Origin of the sequence: Sulfurimonas sp. (assembly GCF_029027405.1) — a bacterium.
Taxonomy (GTDB): domain Bacteria; phylum Campylobacterota; class Campylobacteria; order Campylobacterales; family Sulfurimonadaceae; genus Sulfurimonas.
The window spans coordinates 1,629,785-1,648,944 of record NZ_CP093396.1; the positions used below are offsets into that span (position 1 = coordinate 1,629,785).

The 19,160-nt window shown below is 30.8% G+C and carries 21 protein-coding genes and 2 tRNA genes; 6 read left to right on the top strand and 17 right to left on the bottom strand.

Annotation, left to right across the window (positions count from 1 at the left end):
* From MOV42_RS07700 to MOV42_RS07720, 5 genes are read right to left on the bottom strand one after another with little or no spacing between them, the layout of a single operon-like run.
* On the bottom strand, positions 1-1,185 hold the full coding sequence (locus tag MOV42_RS07700) for a saccharopine dehydrogenase family protein (RefSeq protein ID WP_324170610.1): 1,185 nt from the start codon (positions 1,183-1,185) through the stop codon (positions 1-3).
* A complete protein-coding gene (locus MOV42_RS07705; RefSeq protein ID WP_324170611.1) occupies positions 1,182-3,380 on the bottom strand; it encodes a patatin-like phospholipase family protein in 2,199 nt (732 codons plus the stop codon). The genes MOV42_RS07700 and MOV42_RS07705 overlap by 4 nt, the downstream gene beginning before the upstream one ends.
* A 7-nt stretch (positions 3,381-3,387) precedes the next feature.
* A complete protein-coding gene (locus tag MOV42_RS07710) occupies positions 3,388-3,759 on the bottom strand; it encodes a diacylglycerol kinase (RefSeq protein ID WP_324170612.1) in 372 nt (123 codons plus the stop codon).
* A complete protein-coding gene (locus MOV42_RS07715) occupies positions 3,746-5,587 on the bottom strand; it encodes an MFS transporter (RefSeq protein ID WP_324170613.1) in 1,842 nt (613 codons plus the stop codon). Before MOV42_RS07715 ends, MOV42_RS07710 begins: the two co-directional genes overlap by 14 nt.
* The gene (locus MOV42_RS07720; protein WP_324170614.1) at positions 5,588-6,343 is read right to left on the bottom strand and encodes a DUF695 domain-containing protein; all 756 of its coding nucleotides are present in this window, start codon (positions 6,341-6,343) and stop codon (positions 5,588-5,590) included.
* Between the two features lie 121 nt (positions 6,344-6,464).
* Between MOV42_RS07720 and MOV42_RS07725 the strand changes: the two genes are divergently transcribed.
* From MOV42_RS07725 to MOV42_RS07735, 3 genes are read left to right on the top strand one after another with little or no spacing between them, the layout of a single operon-like run.
* Entirely contained in the window at positions 6,465-6,989 is a 525-nt protein-coding gene (locus tag MOV42_RS07725; protein WP_324170615.1) for an FMN-binding protein, read from the top strand.
* 38 nt (positions 6,990-7,027) lie between these two features.
* The gene (locus MOV42_RS07730) at positions 7,028-7,459 is read left to right on the top strand and encodes a hypothetical protein (protein WP_324170616.1); all 432 of its coding nucleotides are present in this window, start codon (positions 7,028-7,030) and stop codon (positions 7,457-7,459) included.
* Complete coding sequence (locus MOV42_RS07735) at positions 7,443-7,892, top strand: hypothetical protein (protein WP_324170617.1); 450 nt, start codon at positions 7,443-7,445, stop codon at positions 7,890-7,892. The genes MOV42_RS07730 and MOV42_RS07735 overlap by 17 nt, the downstream gene beginning before the upstream one ends.
* Here MOV42_RS07735 and MOV42_RS07740 read toward each other — a convergent pair.
* Together MOV42_RS07740 and MOV42_RS07745 are read right to left on the bottom strand one after the other, a co-directional pair.
* Positions 7,860-8,702 (bottom strand): FAD:protein FMN transferase, encoded by an 843-nt coding sequence (locus MOV42_RS07740; protein WP_324170618.1) that lies wholly within the window; start codon positions 8,700-8,702, stop codon positions 7,860-7,862. The genes MOV42_RS07735 and MOV42_RS07740 overlap by 33 nt on opposite strands.
* Positions 8,703-8,769: 67 nt before the next feature.
* Positions 8,770-9,798, bottom strand: a complete 1,029-nt coding sequence (locus tag MOV42_RS07745; protein ID WP_324170619.1) for a bifunctional 3,4-dihydroxy-2-butanone 4-phosphate synthase/GTP cyclohydrolase II — start codon at positions 9,796-9,798, stop codon at positions 8,770-8,772.
* 150 nt (positions 9,799-9,948) lie between these two features.
* On the opposite strand from MOV42_RS07745, the gene MOV42_RS07750 reads away from it, so the two are divergent.
* Both MOV42_RS07750 and MOV42_RS07755 read left to right on the top strand, forming a co-directional pair.
* Positions 9,949-10,025: transfer RNA gene (locus MOV42_RS07750), tRNA-Met, on the top strand.
* Between the two features lie 20 nt (positions 10,026-10,045).
* Positions 10,046-10,120 (top strand) — tRNA-Gln (locus MOV42_RS07755).
* Between the two features lie 151 nt (positions 10,121-10,271).
* On the opposite strand, the gene MOV42_RS07760 is transcribed toward MOV42_RS07755, so the two are convergent.
* The 4 genes from MOV42_RS07760 to MOV42_RS07775 all read right to left on the bottom strand — a co-directional run bounded on the left by MOV42_RS07760 (position 10,272) and on the right by MOV42_RS07775 (position 13,947).
* Positions 10,272-11,576: a M23 family metallopeptidase gene (locus MOV42_RS07760; RefSeq protein WP_324170620.1), complete on the bottom strand. Its 1,305-nt coding sequence runs from the start codon at positions 11,574-11,576 to the stop codon at positions 10,272-10,274.
* Positions 11,566-12,066, bottom strand: a complete 501-nt coding sequence (locus MOV42_RS07765) for an HIT domain-containing protein (RefSeq protein ID WP_324170621.1) — start codon at positions 12,064-12,066, stop codon at positions 11,566-11,568. The genes MOV42_RS07760 and MOV42_RS07765 overlap by 11 nt, the downstream gene beginning before the upstream one ends.
* Positions 12,067-12,163: 97 nt before the next feature.
* Complete coding sequence (locus MOV42_RS07770) at positions 12,164-13,468, bottom strand: TRAP transporter large permease subunit (protein ID WP_324170622.1); 1,305 nt, start codon at positions 13,466-13,468, stop codon at positions 12,164-12,166.
* Positions 13,465-13,947 (bottom strand): TRAP transporter small permease subunit, encoded by a 483-nt coding sequence (locus tag MOV42_RS07775; RefSeq protein ID WP_324170623.1) that lies wholly within the window; start codon positions 13,945-13,947, stop codon positions 13,465-13,467. The genes MOV42_RS07770 and MOV42_RS07775 overlap by 4 nt, the downstream gene beginning before the upstream one ends.
* Before the next feature lie 118 nt (positions 13,948-14,065).
* Between MOV42_RS07775 and MOV42_RS07780 the strand changes: the two genes are divergently transcribed.
* Positions 14,066-14,221, top strand: coding sequence for a hypothetical protein (locus MOV42_RS07780; protein ID WP_324170624.1), 156 nt, complete (start codon positions 14,066-14,068; stop codon positions 14,219-14,221).
* Here the strand turns inward: MOV42_RS07780 and MOV42_RS07785 are convergent.
* Genes MOV42_RS07785 through ruvA form a run of 6 tightly spaced genes read right to left on the bottom strand, consistent with a single transcriptional unit; the run spans position 14,208 to position 19,159 of the window.
* Positions 14,208-15,014, bottom strand: a complete 807-nt coding sequence (locus MOV42_RS07785; RefSeq protein ID WP_324170625.1) for a Fic/DOC family protein — start codon at positions 15,012-15,014, stop codon at positions 14,208-14,210. The two genes, MOV42_RS07780 and MOV42_RS07785, sit on opposite strands and share 14 nt — an antisense overlap.
* A gap of 8 nt (positions 15,015-15,022) precedes the next feature.
* Positions 15,023-16,468: a UDP-N-acetylmuramoyl-tripeptide--D-alanyl-D-alanine ligase gene (locus MOV42_RS07790; protein ID WP_324170626.1), complete on the bottom strand. Its 1,446-nt coding sequence runs from the start codon at positions 16,466-16,468 to the stop codon at positions 15,023-15,025.
* Positions 16,461-17,183: an alpha/beta hydrolase gene (locus MOV42_RS07795; protein ID WP_324170627.1), complete on the bottom strand. Its 723-nt coding sequence runs from the start codon at positions 17,181-17,183 to the stop codon at positions 16,461-16,463. Before MOV42_RS07795 ends, MOV42_RS07790 begins: the two co-directional genes overlap by 8 nt.
* Entirely contained in the window at positions 17,183-18,220 is a 1,038-nt protein-coding gene (locus tag MOV42_RS07800) for a D-alanine--D-alanine ligase (protein ID WP_324170628.1), read from the bottom strand. Before MOV42_RS07800 ends, MOV42_RS07795 begins: the two co-directional genes overlap by 1 nt.
* Before the next feature lie 10 nt (positions 18,221-18,230).
* A complete protein-coding gene (locus MOV42_RS07805; RefSeq protein WP_324170629.1) occupies positions 18,231-18,572 on the bottom strand; it encodes an arsenate reductase family protein in 342 nt (113 codons plus the stop codon).
* Positions 18,573-18,592: 20 nt separating this feature from the next.
* A complete protein-coding gene (gene ruvA / locus MOV42_RS07810; RefSeq protein WP_324170630.1) occupies positions 18,593-19,159 on the bottom strand; it encodes a Holliday junction branch migration protein RuvA in 567 nt (188 codons plus the stop codon).
* Position 19,160: the final 1 nt, after the last annotated feature.

Here is a 19,160-nt window from a genome sequence, read left to right on the forward strand (position 1 = left end):
TTAAACTCCTAACTCTTTTATTTGCCAAGGTAAGCCCTGCTTATTTAACTCATCCATAAATAAATCTGGGTTAAACTCTTCCATATTGTAAACTCCATTTGCGCTCCATTTTCCCTCAAGCATAAGTTTTGCACCTATCATAGCAGGAACTCCTGTTGTATATGAAACTCCTTGTGAGTTTACCTCTTTAAAACATTTTTCATGGTCACTCACCTGATAAATATAAATTTTTCTTTTTTTGCCATCTTTTAAACCTTCGGCTACTATACCGATATTTGTTTTACCTTTTGTTCTCTCGCCTAGTGTTGAAGGGTCAGGAAGAAGCGTTGCTAAAAACTCCATAGGAACTATTTTCATACCCTTATGCTCAACCTCTTTTATACCTAACAAACCAACATTTTGCAAACATTTCATATGAGTTAAATAACTCTCACCAAAGGTCATAAAAAATCTTATACGCTTAAGTCCTTTTATATTCTTAACTAAACTCTCCATCTCTTCATGGTAAAGTAAGTAAGAATCTTTTTCTCCAACTTCTGGATAATCCCAAACTATTTTAATTTCCATTGGTTTAGTTTCTATCCATTTTCCATTTTCCCAGTATCTTCCATTTGAAGAAACTTCACGAAGGTTTATCTCTGGATTAAAATTTGTTGCAAAAGCATAACCATGGTCACCATCATTACAATCAAGTATATCAATAGTGTGAATCTCATCAAAATAATGTTTCTTAGCATAAGCACAAAACACATTTGTCACACCAGGATCAAAACCACTTCCAAGAAGTCCCATAATTCCTGCTTCTTTAAACTCTTTATCTTTTGCCCACTGAAGTTTATACTCAAATTTTGCCTCATCTGGATGCTCGTAGTTTGCAGTATCAAGATAAGGTGTAGAAGTAGCTATACAAGCATCCATAATTGTTAAATCTTGATAAGGAAGTGCTACATTTATAAGTATATTCGGTTTATATTTGTTTATTAATTTTACTAATTCATCAGTATTATCAGCATCTATAGACGCCACTTCAATATTTGCATCTGGGAGTTCATTTTTTATATTTTGACATCTTTTTATAGTTCTACTGGCTAAAATTATGCGTCCAAAAGTATCCGCATTTTGTACACACTTATGCACAACTACTCGACTGACTCCACCTGCACCAATGATTAAAGTTGTTTTCAAAATTTTTCTCCTAAATATAAATAAAATGATTGCTCTCCATCTTGAGCAAAACCAAAGGCCAAATAAACTGGACCTAAAAAAGTATCTGCTGCACCATAAAAAGTACCAGATTTTTTGAAACTACTTAGTGTTTCTTTATCTCCATCATTCCAAGCATCTCCTATTTCTAAACTAAAACCAGCATAAAGTGGTGCGTTTAAAGAACCAAAAAATCCACCATCTTTTATGCGGTATCTATATTTTAAAACCCCTAAAGCCATATGATTTCCAATAAGAGAGTATGGTCGGTATCCCGACATATTAAACAAACCTCCTAAAACGAACTTATCATTTAACATCAATTTATCGCTATCATTATTATTTTTATAGACTGTACCTACTTGTAAGTATGCTGTAAAATTGTTATTATAAAAAGTAAGAGGTTTTTCTATGTCAAAGTAAATTTTTTCATGTTCATAATCACTTCCAAGCCCTTTCATCTCTTTTGTCCACTTTAAAGTTGACTTTACTCCAGTGTTTGGAAAGTTTAAATTGTCTAAGTTATCAACTAAAACAGAGGCATAAATAGGTCTAGCAGCATACTCATTGCTTGCACCATCTATAAGAGAAATATCTAAAAAATCCTTATACGCTGCAATACCAAGTTCAAATTCATAATTAGTTGTAAAATGAGCGCCAACAGCGAAAGAAGCGCCATATCTTTTACTCTCAAGTTCAATAGCAGAGTCATTCTTAAAAGGAAGTAAATCAATAATATTTTCATATAAAAATGCTGATTTCACATAATATCTTTGCATAGTATCAAGAGGCTGAAAAAACTCCGTATAAGCTCTTTGTCTTCTACCAATTTCAAAATCATTTTTCCACTCGGCACCTAACTTATTTATGCCAAAGTTTATAAATCCCACTTTAAGTGAATATGAGGAATGCCCTGTAAAATCATCTTCTATACCAAAAGCAAAATTCATCTCTCCATGGTTATTCCAACTAGGAGTTGTGATTATTATTAAAATATTTTTACCATCAACTTCTTTTAAAGCATACTCAACACTATCAAAAATTGTCATATTATAAATATGCATTAAGTTCTTTCTTAAAAGATTTTCATCAAGTCTATCGCCAACTTTAATTTTTATTCTTTTTAGTATAGACTCATCGCTAAGGTAGGTTGGATTAACTATTTCTATGGCATCTATGATTGGTGCTTCAAACTTTTTTAAAACTCTTTGTTGTTGCTTATACTTTTCATAATCTTGATCACTGATACTTAGATGCTTTAATTTTTTTTCATATATTTTGCTAGTTGCCTCTGCCCCTTTGCTAATTATTTGAGCATATTTATCAGCATCTAAGCCTCCAAAACCATTTAAATCAGGAGTTATTAAAATATCTGTATCGTTTAATTTTAAGATAGACTCATCAGCATTTTTTCTCATTAAGATATTTACCATTTGACCTAAAACAACAAAATATGAATTTACATCTATCGTATCTTCAAATTTTTCACTAACATCAACAGCTATAATAATATCTGCACCCATATCTTTAGCTAATTGTATCGGTAAATTATCACTAACTCCACCATCTACCCAGTCAATTCCATCTATGTTTATAGGCTGTAATCCACCAGGGATGGAACTAGATGCATATATAACTTTTGCTAAAGAACCTGACTTTAAAACAACAGCTTCCCCATTTAGTATATTTGTTGCAACTGCTCTAAAAGGTATAGGTAAGTTATCAAAATCTTTAATATTTTGAGAATTTTGAGTTTCTTGCATAAACTTCATAAGCAATGGTTGTCTTTTAAGGACACCTGTTGGAAGAACGATTTTGTTGTCTTTATTTACTCCTATCCCTAATCGACCTTGGTAAATATACTCAACTTCTTTAACTCGCATAGGAGTATCTTTTCTATCAAAATCAGTTCGTATATGCTTTTTCCAGTCAGTTGTTACTAACATCTCTTTTATGTCATCTGCTGAGACTCCAGATGCATATAAACCTCCAACAAAAGAACCCATACTTGTTCCAATTATCATGTCTATTGGTATCTTTTTTTCTTCTAAAACTTTAAGAACACCCACATGCGCGCCACCTCTAGCCCCACCACCGCTCAATACTAATGCTATTTTGACTCGTTTTGATGCAAAAGAAAAACTAAATGCTAAAAGTAAAATCAGTAATATTTTCATTATAACCCTAGACTAGCTCAAAGGCAACTGCTAAAACACTCAGCCAAATAAGGGAAGTTACTATAAGACTTAAAAGAACCATAGTTGCACCTACATCTTTTGCTTGTTTTGCAAGTATGTGGTAATCCGTAGTAACCAAATCAACAACTCTCTCTATCGCAGAGTTTGCCACTTCTGCTAAAACAGGAATAAAAAGAGATAAAAAAAGTATGCTTGAATGTGAAAAACTAATAGGAAGATTCCAAGCCACTATGCCCATAACAAAAAGCATAAGAAGTTGCCATTTAAAAGATGTTTCATTTTTTACAATATCTATAAAACCCTCCAGAGCATATCCACCATTACGAAATAGTGAGTGTTTCGGTTTATTTAGTTTCATATCTATCCTTTAGTTCTTGAATTATACTCTTTAAGTCATCGGCTTTTGTATCGTTTGGTATAGGTGGAGCAAAATAAACAGTTATTTCTCGTCTTTTAAAAAAACTTTTTTTATTTTTATTTTTATATTTTGAAAAGGAGCTTCCAAATACCCCATCTATAAAGTAAGGGACTATAACTCCTTTGTAATCACTTGAAATAAGCTCGTAGCCTCTATAAAATTTTCCTAATTTTCCATCTATACTAATTTCACCTTCTGGAAATATTCCTACTACTTTTGCATCTAAAAGTCGTTTATATGCTTCCTTAAAAGCATCTTTAGAAGCCTTAGGGGATACTGGGATAGCTTCACCTTTTTTAAAAAATGCATGAAAAAATTTCCAGTGGTATATATCTTTATCCATTAAAAAATTAATACGCCGACTAAGAGGAAGCTGAACAATAACCCAATCTAGCCAACTCACATGATTTCCTAAGAGAAGTACAGCACCTTTAGATGGTATATTTTGTAAACCAACATAAGTATATGAATGTCTAAAACTAGAAATCAACTCCATAAAAGCCCAAAAAGTCATAACAATATATCTTTTTAAAAGTAAAAAACTAAGCATAAGTCCAACAATTGCCATTGCATAAATGAGGATTCCACCACTAATGGAATGATAAGCAAAAATAGTTGTTAAAACTAAAAATGAAAACATAAAAATATTTTGTATAAAATTATTTCCAGCTAAGATAGTTCCAAGATGTACTCGAGGAGATAAAAACTGAATTTGTGCATTTAAAGGTACCATCAAAAAACCACTAAAAATCCCAAAAAGCATAAAAATTATTCCTAACTGAGTTAAAGAAGTTGAAGTTGGGATGAAAAAAACGACTAAGGTTAAACCAACAGCACCAAGAGCAGATAAGCCTGTATTTATAAAGTACTTTGAAAATTTTGCCGCCATTATAGAGCCTATAACTATACCTATTCCAGCTAGTGCCATCACACCTTGAACAAAAATAGTATTTGTAACTCCTAGTTTACTCTTTGCATATTCTCCAAAGACTGCTAGAACAACTTGAGATATAGACCAAAAAAGACTAAGAGCAAGTATAGCTTCAAAAATTTCTTTTTTTCTTTTTATAATTTTCATATTTTTATGCAGATAAGCACCTGTTAAATAACGCTTAACATTAAAACTTTTTTTACTACTTTCTATCATTTTATTTGGAAGTTTAGATGCTAAGAACCACTCAACAATAGAACCTATAACTAAAAGCCAACCAAGTGGAGCAACTATTTTTAATATATCTTCTTTTGTTTGGAAGCTATCACCAAGCATTCCCTCAAACAAAACTGTATAGAAAATAATTCCACCTAAAATAGCAACAGTTGTAACTGCTTGAATCGCTCCATTTCCTGCACTAATAAACTTTATGCCAACTAACTCCTTTATATAGCCATATTTTGCTGGCCCATAAATAGCACTTTGAAAAGCAATCATAAAAGTCATACCAAAAGCAGTATAAAAATGTCCATGATAGTAAGAATATGTTATCCCTAAAGTAATAAAAATGGCAAAAATAGAAGAATACTCCATAATTTTATTTTTAGGAAATCTATCTGCTAAGAAACCAGAAGGAGAGAAAATCAAGATAAAAGGTAAAAGAATCAGAGCATTTACAATGGCAGTTAAAACTATAAGTGTATCGCCATCATATATTTTAAATATAGTATTTTGTATGATTATCTTATGACCTAAGTCTGTAAAAGCATTTAAAAATATAACTATTAAATAGTTAATTAGCCCTACGATACCAAAAAGAGTATCTTTTTTTTGCATCTATTCTTCGTCCTTGTTTATTAATAGCGTACTCCAGCCTTCATAATAACCATTATCTATTTTTACTTTTTCAAATAGTGTATTAACTACTTTTTGCACTTCTTTCTCTGTAACATTATGATTTTTTACAAGAGCTACACCATGCTCAAAATCTTCAGTACTAATTTCATCTTTAAAACTAAAACCTTCTAAATCTAAAGTATTTACAAATCTATTTTTCCCAGTTGGAGTTTCAAAAGAAACATAATGCTCAACATCTCTTGGTATAGTCAAATCTTCGCCTTCTTCAGCAAGCAAAAAAATAATTTTTGCACTTTGGATATGACATAGTTCAAGTTCTGTAGGCTCTAGCTGTAACTCATAAAAGTCCCACTTTGTATCTCTTACGATATTGCTTTCATATATATATTCCGATGGTACTAAAATATTTTTTACAATTACATCTATCCTTTTTGAATCATAAGAATAAAAATAAAACTCACTCCAACCATCAACAAGCCTACTTCCTACATAAACAGCTCTTTGATTATGTTCTAGTGCAATAATTAAAGCTTCTTTAGTCTCTAAAAACTCTTCATAAGACTCTTCATTTGCTTCCATAGTATCACTTTTTATAAACACACTAAGTAACCAAGGGTTCATTTCTTTTGACTCTAAAGCTTCCAAGTTTACTTCTATATTTATCTCATCTATTTTTTCTAGGCAATCTTTGCTATAGCTTGCTTCACTCTGTAATCTAGTAAATATCTCTCTCATTAATTCTCTTATTTTTTATTTATTATATCAAATTTATGATTAAGCCTTAAATCTTGATAATGAAGATTGACAAAACATATATAATAATATACAATCTTCTAAATTTAACAAAAGAATTTTGATGAAAAAAACACTATTAACTCTACTTATAATTTTAGTACTTCCATTAAGTGCTAAAATTCTCATATCACCCATAGATGCAATGAAGCAAAGCTTTGGAGCTAGTGCAAAAATAGTTAAAAAAAACATAGTTCTTAAAAATAAAGAAGTAAAAATCATTCAAAAGACATCAAAAGTAAAACTAAAAACTAAAATTTTCAGAACTTATAAAGCCAGTAAAAATGGGAAAAATTTAGGTTATGGTATTCTAATAAATAAAAAAGTTCGTTCTAAAAATGGTGTAATTCTTTATATAATTTCAAAAAATAATATTTTAAAAAGTATAGAAATAATTGCCTTTAATGAACCACATGAATATATACCTTCTAAGAAGTGGATTTCTCAATTTAAAGATATTAAAACAGATGAACAACTTCGTGTAGGAAGACAAATTCCAACTATTACAGGGGCCACAATGAGTGCCAGAAGCATCACCGATGGCTCAAGAGTTGCTTTTGCTATATACCATGAGTTGTTGAAAAAGTGAAATTTACCCTTATAAAAAGTATCCAAAAAGATAAGGCTATGAGCCTTATCTTAAAAGGATTTTTAAGTTTTATACTACTCTTTCTAATTTCTGATATTTTAGTTAAATACTTTAGTTTTGGAATAACCCCAGATGCTATATATATAACACTATTTGGAAATGAAGAAGAGTTCATAGACCCCATAACAAAAAGTTATTTTCTAGAGTTTTGGCATACTGAAATATTTTTTATCATGATGAATTTACTAACTCTAAGTGCTATATTTATTCGTCTTTCAAACAAAAGTAAAATAGCTATGACAAATATTCTTATGATAAGTGCAATTATCTCACTTATTTCACTTCCTATGTCCTTTTTCATTTCATCAGACTTTGTATATATATATCTTTTAACATTTTTCATCTGGCATCTAAGTGCTATATATATGATACTTTATTCATTTTGGAAGTTAAATGACAAAAGCATATAAACTTTCTATACTTTATTATTTAGCTTTTTCTATACTCCTTATTTTGAGTGCTTATATGCTTTTTGAGCATAAAATTGGTTTTAGTTATCAGGGCGTTGTTGAGTACTATACAGGTAATGAAGACAAATTTATAATAGCAAAAAGTTTTAGTGGAATTTTAAAAATAGTCTTACCGCATATCTTTGTCTTTGGACTTTTATCTATGGTTTTGCTTCATTTTTTAGTTTTTACAAAACTTAGATATAAAAAAAGCACTCTTGTACTTATTTATCTAACCTTTTTCACTGCATTTACAGAGATTTTTTCTCCATTTTTAATCATTAGCGGTTTAGAGTTTTTTGCCTACTTGAAGCTTTTATCTTTTTTTGTCTTTAGTGCTTTAATTTTATATATATCATGGTTACTTCTTAAGAGCATAATCAGAGATATTTGAGCTAACTTTTAACTTCCCATCACTTTGTAAAATAACATAAGCCAATTCTAGGGAGTCTAAAAACTCATAAGCCTTTTTCATTGGCATTACACTTGAAGCAGTAGTATAAGCATCTAAAGCACTACTACTTAGCTCCGAAATCAAAGTGATTGACACAAATATCGTTTGTGATTTTTTTGTCTTAGGATTGATTAAATGATTGTTAGCTTTTGATTTTACAAATCTTACATAATTTCCACTGGTACTTATACCTAAATCTTTTTTTGTAGTTATAAATGAAGCCAAAGCACCATCACCAAATGGATTTCGAATATCAAAAGTACAAACATCTAAACACCGAATATCTCCACTCGCAGAGATTGTGGCTTCTACACTATTTGCTCTAAAATAAGCTGCTGCTTTGTCAACTCCAAAGCCTTTGCCCATTCCTCCAAGGTCTACTTTTATGCTTTTGCCCAACTTTGCTTCATCTTTTGTGAAATAAACTTCATCAAAATCAATTCTTGCCTCTTTAAGCTCATCCCTAGATGCAACTCTATCATCTTCACCAAAATGGTATAAATCCTTAGTAATCGAGCCAATACTAATGTTAAAGTAAGAATCTGTATCTTTATAAAACTTTTTACTTTGCACAAAAGCTTCATAAGTATAGTTATTTATCTTCGATTTTTTATCTCGGTTTAATCTATATATGGGGGAGTTTTTATTATAAGAGGAGAGCGAAAAATCTATATCTTTAAATATTTTAAATCCATGTTCAATGAAATCTTTATCTTTTTGTTGGACAGAAATTGTAATAAAAGTTGACATTATAACTTGAGTTCGAGAGAAAGTTTGAGCCTTTAAAACAAGACTCAAAAGTAGAAAAAAAGTTAATTTATATATTTATAATCTCTTTAACTTCTAATCCAAAACCACCAAGCCCTACAAAAGAAGTTTGCTTTATAGATGTTATAAGATTCATTTTTGATACACCTAAAGTTTGTAAAATCTGAGCTCCTGTTCCTATCTCTTTTATAGCTGCATTATCTTGGTGATTTGTCTTATTTATAAAAACTAATACACCACTATTTTGCTTTAAATACTCTATGGAATTTATAAGGTTGTTGTATTTTTTTTGATTTAAAAGAAGTTCTATATCTGGAATAACATTGTGAACCCTAACATTTGCAACTTCACCAGCACTATAAAATACAATTGCAGTATGTTTTATGCCGTCATGATCTTCAAAAGTATGCTCATTAACTTTTACACCAAAAAAATCTATCTCTTTGACCTCTATTTCATTTACAAGTCTTTCATTCGCTAAACGATACTCAACGATATCAGATATAAAAACAGTTTTTAGGCCATGCTCTTTTGCAAAAATATCTAAATCATCTCGTCTTGCCATGCTTCCATCTTCTTTAATGATTTCACAAATAACACCTGCCTCGCTAAGACCTGCTAAACGACATATATCAACGGAACCTTCTGTATGACCTGTTCTAACTAGCGTTCCACCATCTTTTGCTATTAAAGGAAAAATATGCCCTGGTTTAACAAGTTCTGTTTCATGAGAGATAGGATTTGCTAAGATTTTTATAGTATCATCTCTCTCCCCTGCTGATATACCAGTAAGAGCATCTTTAGCATCTACTGAAACCGTAAATGCTGTTTCATAAGAAGATGTGTTTGAGTTGACCATAGGATTTAAATCTAATCTTGTTGCAATCTGCTTACTAAGTGCCACACAAATTAAACCACGAGCGTGAGTTGCCATAAAGTTTACATTCTCTGGAGTAGAAAATGCGGCGGCATAAACTAAATCACCCTCATTTTCTCTATCTTCATCATCACACATAATAATCATGCGACCCTTTTTAATCTCTTGGATAGCTTCTAATACTCTTTGTGTAGGTGTCATATATTCTCTTTATATTTTTTTAGTATGAAATTATACATAAAAGTTATTTAAATATAAATTTAACTAAAATTCTTTGCTTAAACACTTGACATTAAAAAACTTTTTGTCTATAATTTCGGCTCACAAACACATTACAGAGTTTGTTTATACCGCGGAATAGAGCAGTTCGGTAGCTCGTCGGGCTCATAACCCGAAGGTCGCAAGTTCAAATCTTGCTTCCGCAACCAATTTTCTAAACTATAAATGATGGGGATTCGCCAAGTGGTAAGGCACTAGCTTTTGGTGCTAGCATTCATAGGTTCGAATCCTATATCCCCATCCACCTTTTTAAATATTTCCAAATAAAGATTTTATCATGAATGACACTTCTGACTTAACAACTTTGACATTCCGTATTGCAATTTTCATCATAATTGCTGGTATATTCTACTTCACATTAAAAAGTAAGAAAAAGAAATAATAATAACACCTCTTTATTTTGCCTTATAATATATACCTTTTTTTGGATTACTAATAACTCCTTTATGACTTATAAATTGTATAGGAATAGATTTTATACTATTTGCATTAACTACTTTATAGACTTGAAAATGCAAATGTGGTCCACTTGAGTAGCCAGTATTACCAGAGTATCCAACTATATCACCTCTGTTTATATTATCGCCAACTCTAACATAAGCACCACCTTTTCTTAAGTGATAGTAGGTTGCAAAAGTTCCATCTTTATGCTCTATTGTTACAAAATTTCCATGTTTTGCAAATTCTTTACTATATCCAACTTTATTTGAATCATCTTTTGTATCAACAACTACACCAGCTCTTGAAGCATATATTTTTGTACCAATATCCATAACAAAATCTATCGCATAAGAATTTATACCTTTATGAGTTGACTTGCCGTGAAATCCTTGTGAAACTACATGTGATGAACCTCTTGCATAGGGAAGTCTATATATGTAACTATCATCATGAACTGCATCCATAGAGCCCATTATCCAACTATAGGAAAAGTTATATGAGTAAGAACCCTTTTGCTTGTACAATTTTATATATTGTTTTGTTGAGTTTGCTGTTATAGAAAAAGTTTGTCTAACATTTCCATGGCTCAAATTTTTATACTTGCCTTTTATGTTTATAGTTATACTAAAAGGATTTTTATTACCAGCAAAAATTATTATATATTTATCATATTTTTTTACAAATATATAAACATTTTTAGTAGATATTTTCTTACTGCTTGAATTATAATTTGATTTGACAATTTTTGTATGAAATTCACTTTGAGTCATTGCTATTAGCTTTTTATGTCTTATCTTCTTATCTAAGACTTTACTTCTTTTTTTAGCTTTCACGCTATTATAGAATTCTATAGACTTCCTTTGTAAAGCCCTGCCTTTTAGAAGTCCATCAAACTCATAAGATATCAGTCTAAAAAACTTGTCATACTTTTTCTCTTTTATAGATACATCAATATTTTTATGTAGTTGATGCAAAAACTTATCATACTTCTTTTGTAGTTTTCTTAACTTAAAAAGATATTCTTTCTTTTTAAAATCATCATTTGAAGCATCTATTAAAAGACCTGTATGCATAGTTGTATTTGCAAATTTAATATAGTCGTCTGATACTACCTTTAAACTATCAATGTCTGATATTTTTGATATAGGTTTTATTGATTTAAAAAGAGGAGTTCCCATCTTTGCAAAAGTAATTGGATATTTGGAAGCATCTACATATGTAAATAATAGAAAAAACGAAAATAAATATCTAAGTAGCATCTATATATTTAGGTATTAAACTTTTTATTCTTTCATATATTATCTGGAAATCAGTAGAGTAAACCCTTGTATGAGCGATAGAAGTTATAAAGTTAGTATCTCTTTCCCATCTAGGCACTAGATGCATGTGTATATGCTCTGCTATCCCTGCTCCACCAGCCTTTCCTAAGTTCATACCAATATTTACACCTTGAGCATTTAAAGCCTCTTTTAAAAGTTTTACACCCTTTTGGGCTAAAGCACTCATATGTATCCAAGCTTCGCTATCTAAATCTTCAAGTTTGTCTGTATGAAAATGAGGGATAATCATAAAATGCCCAGGAGTATATGGATACTTATTCATCACTAAAAAACAATATTTATCTCTATAAAGAACATGCATCTCTTCATCATTACTTTCATTTGTGCTTATATGACAAAAAGTACACCCTTGTATATTTTTATTTGTAACATATTCATCTCTCCAAGGTGCATAAAGTATGTCTTGCATAAGAATCCTTTTATAAAAATTTCTGACTCGTAAAGGCTATCTTTAGTGCCTTAGCGGTTAGCGTAGTAAAATGGGATTTGCTCATTTTGCGTACAACTTACAAAAACGCAAAAACTAAATCTGGAAACAGTATAACCAAACCTAAGCCTAAAAGTTGTAAAAGTATAAAAGGGATGATGCCTTTATATATTTCTATGGTTTTTATACTATCTCCTGCTGCTCCTTTTAGGAAAAACAGAGATAAACCAAAAGGTGGTGTTAAAAAAGAGGCTTGAAGATTTAGAGCTATTAAAACCGCAAACCAGATGGGGTCGATGCCAAAACTTTCCATGATAGGAACTAAGATAGGGACTATGATAAATGAAATCTCTATAAAGTCTATAAAAAAACCAAGTATAAAGATACCAAGCATCGCAAAACCAATAAAAACCCAAACATCTCCTATGTCTTCACTAAAAAACTTTAGTATCAAGTCCGAACCACCAAGTTCGTTAAAAACAAGTGAAAATGCGGTCGCACCGATAAGAATCATAAAAATCATACCTGTAAGTTTTAAACTCTCCATAGAAGCATACTTTAGCATCTGTGTATTTAGTGATTTATTTAACTGACTTAATATTATAGCTCCAACAACACCAAAAGCAGCAGACTCAGTAGGTGATGCGATGCCAGCGAAAATACTTCCTAAAACAAAAAACATAAGAAGTAAAGGAGGGACAATAGAAATGATGATTTCTTTTAATGAAAAGTTTTTTATACCTTCTTTTTCTTGTTGTTTATGAGAATGCAGGGGTGCATCTAGTGGTCTAAAATATGCACGAGTAAGGATATAAGATATATAAAGACCTACTAAAAGAAGTCCTGGTAAAACAGCACCCATAAAAAGTTCGCCTACACTTACACTCATAACATCACCTAATATTATCAAGATAATAGAAGGAGGAATAATCTGACCAAGAGTTCCACTAGCTGCGATAGTTCCAGATGCTAAGCCTTTGTCATATCCAGCTTTTAACATAAGAGGGAGTGCTATAACACTCATCATCACAACAGATGCTGATACTATCCCAGTAGATGCAGCTAGCATCGCACCAACTAAAACAACACTAACAGCTAAACCACCACGAACATCACGAAACAAAGCACTCATAGACACCAACAATCTCTCTGCCATTTTTGACTTTTCTAAAATCAGACCCATTGTTATAAAAAGAGGAACTGCCATAAGAGTTGTGTTACTCATAATGCCATAGATGCGAAATGGTAATACTGCAAAAACATCTAAGCCTAACTCTGGCACTAAAAATGCAAAAGCAATAGCCACACTTCCAAAGACAAAAGCGACAGGAATTCCAACCATCAAAAGTATTAAAACCACCACAAACATAGACAAAGCTATCATAGTGACTTCCATTTTAAAAAATTATCTTTGGCATCTTTAAATGAAACAAGAGCTAAAAAAACAAAAGAGAGCGGTAAAAGTGCTTTTACTAAGTATCTATATTTCAATCCACCTGGATTTGATGACATCTCATTTTGAACAAAACTTAAGTGTACAAAATCAAGGCTTATATAAATGAGGAGAAAAGAAAAAGGTAGTATAAAAAAAAGTGAAGAAATTATGTTTATCAAAGATTTTGTTTTTTCACTATATGATGCATAAAATATATCTACTCTTACATGGGCATTTTCTTTTAAAGTATAAGCAATAGAAAAAAGAATAATAATATCAAATAGATGCCATTCTAGTTCCTGTAAAGCAATAGAACCCGTTGAAAACAGATACCTTGAAGTTGCGTCATACACAACAAGAAGAACTAATATACCAAGAGTTAAAGCTGTAAAATATCCTAAATACTTTATACTTTTATCTATCATCATTACATATCCATAATTTTACTTGAGTTGTGCTTTGAAGATATCTATTATATATCTTTTGAATATCTTTTATATATCTTATTATGCTATAATTAGTGCACTTAAAGTAAAGGTTAACATCATGAAAAAAACTATTGCTAATTCTAATAAGTACTTTTCTAGTGCTAAAAATAAAGAAAAAATGATTGTTAATTCTGTTTACACTTCTGCCAAAGTTGAAGGTTCTAAAATCACAAAGAAAGAACTCAAAGAACATTATAAACTTATTCACTCGTAATTTCCTCTTCTATTTTCATTTTCAACAAATCTTTCATAGGCTCGTAATCACAATCATATCCAGAGTGAACTCTTTGTATATAGTTATCCTCTTTTTTCAGCTTCAATCCTATCATAGGCAAACCATTTTTTGCTAAAATCATATCGCATAAAACTCTACTTATTCGCCCATTACCCTCTCGAAATGGATGTATGAATAAGAAATCACTTATTAGTTTAGATAAATCATGAGCAATGTTATCTATGTCTTCATATCTCTTCTTACTAACTTCTTTTATAAATTCATTTAACTCAGGAATAGCATTTAAAAAATCAACTCTCCAAACCCAAGCTTCTTCAGCATTTCCCTTACTCATATTAACACTTCTAAGTTCACCAGCAAATGGATAGATAGAACTAAAAACTTCTTTATGCCATTTTTTAACAGTGTTAAATCCAAAAGACCTAGATATATCAAAGTTATCTACCAAATAACTATAAAGCTCCAATAACTTCAGATCTTCTTGTTTTTGTATATAGTCATTGTCCGTAGATTTCAAATAATTTATACAAACACCTGCATCTGTAATTATTTTTTGAGTATTATTTGAATCCCATTCATTCCATGGATTTAATATGATATCATCAATACTTACAGCTTTTATTTCATCTATATTTTTATCTAAAATACTTTCAGGAGGTTTTTTAGCTTTAAAGTATTTGTTATCAGTTTCATACCAATAGCTATATTTTTGGTTTTTCTTACATTTAAAAGCATATAAAAGATATTTAGTTCGCGTTTGAGCTTCGTTCATTTAAGTACCTATATAAAATTCGGTGCGTCATTTGCAAATAAAATGATATCTCCAGACGCAGTTTGAGAGGCTAGAACATCTGTAATCTTTGACTTATCAGGTAAGATAATTTTATTTTTTACTTTTATGTTTTTATCAAAAAGTGCCGCATTTAAAGCACCTGTAATTATAACTATATCAAAGGTTTCATTTATAGCGTCGCACAGTTTTAGGTTTAACTCATCACTACTCTCAACTAAACCAGGGGTCACTATGACTTTTCTTCCTTCATGTAAAGAACAAAGTCTAACGCCCTCAAGCATTCCATCTATATTACCGTTATAACCATCATCGAGTATGATTTTCCCACCTGCAACTATCTTTTGAAGTCTATGTTCAACTGGAGTTAGTTTTGCAACTGCTTTTGTAATCTCTTCGCTACTCATATCAAAACTTTTTGCGACATGAACTGCTACTGCAATATTCATAGTTTGAAAAGAGCCTAAAATATTTGTACTTAGATGCATAACTTCACCTGAAATATTTAAATCAAATTTAGTTGACTCTAAAGTAGCATCTATGTTTGAAATATTATCTCCAAAAAAAGTTACTTTTTCATGTGGTTCATCTGTCACAGAGTTATGAATAAAAGCACGCTCTAATCTTGGTGACTGCATGATTTCTAGTTTTGCAGCTATGATATTTTTTAAAGATTTAAAATACTCAATATGTGCCTCTCCAACTTTCCCAACAACAACTGTTTGAGGTTCTAAGAAAGTTGTTATGTCATATATATCTCCGCTTTGCCTAGCCCCTGCTTCACAAATATATATCTGGGCATCACTAGGTAAAGACTCATTAACATCACGCATAATTCCGCCCAATGTATTTACACTTCTTGGAGTTGCATAAACATTGTACTTTTTACTTAGTATTTCATAGACAAAATTTTTGATACTTGTTTTACCGTAGCTTCCAGTTATACATACTATTTGTAAATTTTGGATACTTTGAAGTTTCTTCTTTGCCTCTTTTTTAAATGCTTCAAAAAGAAATTTCTCTATCATCACACTGCCAATATACGCAAGAGCTAAAGGCATAAAAACACCGTAAGTTTCACAAATACCTTTTAAAGTACAAAGTACATCTTGAAACAATACTAAAGAGATAAGAAGAATTAAAAAACGCTTAACACGCCAAGTAAGAACAAGCTTTTTATCTAACTTTTTATGCCAAACAAAAATGGCTGGTAAAACAGCAAAAAAGAAAAAGATAGGGAAAAATTTGCCTGTTGTATGATAAGCGATAAAGGGAATAAAAAAGTATAAAACATGCCATTGAGGTTTATGATGTTTTAAAATTACACGAGATAGTTTATAGTCATACCATTGAAGATTGGTAATTAGGTACCAACCAAGGAGAGTGACAAAAAGTACATTTGTTACAAAGGCTGTGAATATTTCAAAGTCAAACATTATAAGTTTCCTCTATCTCTTTTGAGATTTCTTTTGATTTGGACATAAAAAAATAATGATCGCCATCGTAAACTTTTAAAGTAGAGTTATTTATAAGTTTCTCTATCTTTATTGCTGAACTTAGAGGAGTTGCGGTGTCATCTTTACCCCACAAAAGAAGTGCCTTTCCTTTGTGTGATGCAAATTTTTCACTAAAATCTTCATCAACAACATTTTTAAATGTTTGATACATATGTTCACTCAAACTTTTTGCATCTTCTGCAACAAGTAAAGAGCGAAATTTTGCAAGACCAAACACTTTAAACATTTTAAACAGAGCTATTTTTGCTTTAATTTTAAATGGCTTAGGTATGAAAATCCCTGCACTACCTACTAAAACTAAGACTTTAGGTTTTAGTAAAGTAGCTACCTTACCACCAAAAGAGTGTCCAAGTATTATATCTTTTGAAGCATTTATTTGAGTCATAAAAAGTTCAATGATTTTTGCATAATCTTTTGTATATAAAGCAACATCACAACTGCTTGAACCAAAACCTGGTAAATCAATATAGATATGACGAAAATTATTCATAAATGGAGAAAACGATTTTTTCATAAGGCTTTTATTTGAACCCCAACCATGCAAAACAATCAAATCAACGCTAGCTTGAGGATTTATTATCTCATAGCTAATGTCAAATGTTTGTTGATTATATTGAATGGATTTTATTGCCATTATTTACCTTTTGCTTGGCTAATTGAATGGATATAATCATAAGTTACTTTTGTTCTTTTATTACTTGGTAGATTTGAGCTAAGAAGTTCTAAAGATAAATTAAAATCTTCAAAAAGATAATTTGCCATAGATCCTGGGATAGGATTTATTTCATTTAGTAAAACTTCTCCATCTACAACAAAAAAGTCACATCTAATCAGTGCACCCTCAAACATATTTTTATATATTTTAGTAAAGGTATTTTTTAGTTTTGCTTCTAAGGCTTCATCTATATCTGCTTTTAAAACTTGTTCTGAGCGTGAAAAATCTAAATATTTTTTTTCAAAATCTAAAAATTCATTTTTCTGAGGTTCTTCAACTATTGAAAAATGCATTTCGCCTTTTGCCATAAAACCAGCTAGATTATACTCTTTAACACCTTCTATAAATGGTTCAACTAAAACACTTTTATCATACTCAAAAGCAACATCAAGAGCATAATCAAGTTCACTCTCTTCTTTAACTATACTCACACCAATAGAGCTTCCAAGACGAGAAGGTTTTATAATAACAGGGTAAGAGCTATTTATACGATGATGTTCATCAGATGCTATCGTTTCATAATCAACACATTTAATATTTTTTGCCGCACAAAGCCACTTTGTATATCTCTTATCATAAGAAAATACACTAGCATCTACTCTTGGTCCAATATATTTTATAGAGAAGAAATCAAGCAAAGCTGCGATAGTTCCATCTTCTCCGTCTGCACCATGTATAAGATTTAAAACAGTGTCACTATATTGTGAGGAACTAAACATAGTTTTTTGATAAAATCCGCCATGTGATATACTCAATTCTGGCATATTTCTATGCTCACCTTTAGAAAAAGTCACTGCTTTCATCTTAGAGTCTTCTATCAAGTAAAACTTATGGTCTTGGTCACAAAATATATAATTTATATCAATTCCTAATAGCTTTTCTTTTAAAGTTATCGCACTTACTATACTAATTTCATGCTCAAAACTAGCACCACCAAACAATATTATTAATCTCAAATATAATCCCTTATTTTATAAATATTTTTTCGTATTTTTCTTCATCAAAGCCAACTACTACTTGACTTTCATACTCTACGATTGGTCTTTTAAAAAGCATATTTTCCCTGCAAAGCCACTCTCTTTTTCCACTTGCATCTAGGTTCAACTCTTTTAACTTTAAGATTCTGTACTTAGTTCCACGACTATTAAAAAGTAAGTTCATATCCACCTGTTCTAACCACTCATCAACCTTTTTGCAATCAACAGAAGTTTTTTTAAAGTCAATAAACTCTAAATCTATCTCATTTTCTTTAAAAAATTTTCTAGCTTTTCTAACACTATCACAAGTTGGTATTCCATATAGTTTCATATTATATTTACCTTTTAAATTTAAACACTCTGAAGAAGTTTCAAAGCTTCTTTTACAAGAGAAGCTGTATCGTCACTATTACAACTACTTAATGCTTTTGTAATTTTATCTTTTTTAAAGCCCAATGATTCTAGTGCTTCAGTTGCTTGTGAAAAAGCTATACTTTTTGGTGCATCTGTTGAACTTACTAACTCAACATCAAAACCATTTAATTCTACTAAAATTCGTCCTGCACTCTTAGGTCCGATGCCAGGGACTTTTTTCACACCATTCATATCTTTATTGTTTATCACTGTCGCAAATTGAGATGGCGTGTAAGTTGAGCAAATAGCCATAGCTACTTTTGGTCCAACTCCATTTATTTTTATAAGTCGTGCAAACATCTTTTTTTCACTCATTTCTAAAAAACCAAAAAGTAGTTGTGCATCTTCGCGGATTATTTGAGTTGTAAAAAGCTTTACCTCATCACTACCGATAGATGCAAAACTTTGAAGAGATATAAAAACCTCATACACTATACCCTGAACATCAACATGCACAAAACTTGGCTCTTTATATACTATATGGCCTTTTATTCCTACTATCATC

What these genes read in the sequence shown, in the direction of transcription:
- MOV42_RS07730 (WP_324170616.1), top strand. Translation starts at nt 7,028, where the DNA reads ATGAGCCTTATCTTAAAAGGATTTTTAAGTTTTATACTACTCTTTCTA.
- MOV42_RS07715 (WP_324170613.1), bottom strand. Translation starts at nt 5,587, where the DNA reads ATGCAAAAAAAAGATACTCTTTTTGGTATCGTAGGGCTAATTAACTAT.
- MOV42_RS07745 (WP_324170619.1), bottom strand. Translation starts at nt 9,798, where the DNA reads ATGACACCTACACAAAGAGTATTAGAAGCTATCCAAGAGATTAAAAAG.
- MOV42_RS07735 (WP_324170617.1), top strand. Translation starts at nt 7,443, where the DNA reads ATGACAAAAGCATATAAACTTTCTATACTTTATTATTTAGCTTTTTCT.
- MOV42_RS07805 (WP_324170629.1), bottom strand. Translation starts at nt 18,572, where the DNA reads ATGAAACTATATGGAATACCAACTTGTGATAGTGTTAGAAAAGCTAGA.
- MOV42_RS07705 (WP_324170611.1), bottom strand. Translation starts at nt 3,380, where the DNA reads ATGAAAATATTACTGATTTTACTTTTAGCATTTAGTTTTTCTTTTGCA.
- MOV42_RS07720 (WP_324170614.1), bottom strand. Translation starts at nt 6,343, where the DNA reads ATGAGAGAGATATTTACTAGATTACAGAGTGAAGCAAGCTATAGCAAA.
- MOV42_RS07740 (WP_324170618.1), bottom strand. Translation starts at nt 8,702, where the DNA reads ATGTCAACTTTTATTACAATTTCTGTCCAACAAAAAGATAAAGATTTC.
- MOV42_RS07780 (WP_324170624.1), top strand. Translation starts at nt 14,066, where the DNA reads ATGAAAAAAACTATTGCTAATTCTAATAAGTACTTTTCTAGTGCTAAA.
- MOV42_RS07760 (WP_324170620.1), bottom strand. Translation starts at nt 11,576, where the DNA reads ATGCTACTTAGATATTTATTTTCGTTTTTTCTATTATTTACATATGTA.
- MOV42_RS07795 (WP_324170627.1), bottom strand. Translation starts at nt 17,183, where the DNA reads ATGGCAATAAAATCCATTCAATATAATCAACAAACATTTGACATTAGC.
- MOV42_RS07765 (WP_324170621.1), bottom strand. Translation starts at nt 12,066, where the DNA reads ATGCAAGACATACTTTATGCACCTTGGAGAGATGAATATGTTACAAAT.
- MOV42_RS07725 (WP_324170615.1), top strand. Translation starts at nt 6,465, where the DNA reads ATGAAAAAAACACTATTAACTCTACTTATAATTTTAGTACTTCCATTA.
- ruvA (WP_324170630.1), bottom strand. Translation starts at nt 19,159, where the DNA reads ATGATAGTAGGAATAAAAGGCCATATAGTATATAAAGAGCCAAGTTTT.
- MOV42_RS07790 (WP_324170626.1), bottom strand. Translation starts at nt 16,468, where the DNA reads ATGTTTGACTTTGAAATATTCACAGCCTTTGTAACAAATGTACTTTTT.
- MOV42_RS07710 (WP_324170612.1), bottom strand. Translation starts at nt 3,759, where the DNA reads ATGAAACTAAATAAACCGAAACACTCACTATTTCGTAATGGTGGATAT.
- MOV42_RS07775 (WP_324170623.1), bottom strand. Translation starts at nt 13,947, where the DNA reads ATGATGATAGATAAAAGTATAAAGTATTTAGGATATTTTACAGCTTTA.
- MOV42_RS07770 (WP_324170622.1), bottom strand. Translation starts at nt 13,468, where the DNA reads ATGATAGCTTTGTCTATGTTTGTGGTGGTTTTAATACTTTTGATGGTT.
- MOV42_RS07785 (WP_324170625.1), bottom strand. Translation starts at nt 15,014, where the DNA reads ATGAACGAAGCTCAAACGCGAACTAAATATCTTTTATATGCTTTTAAA.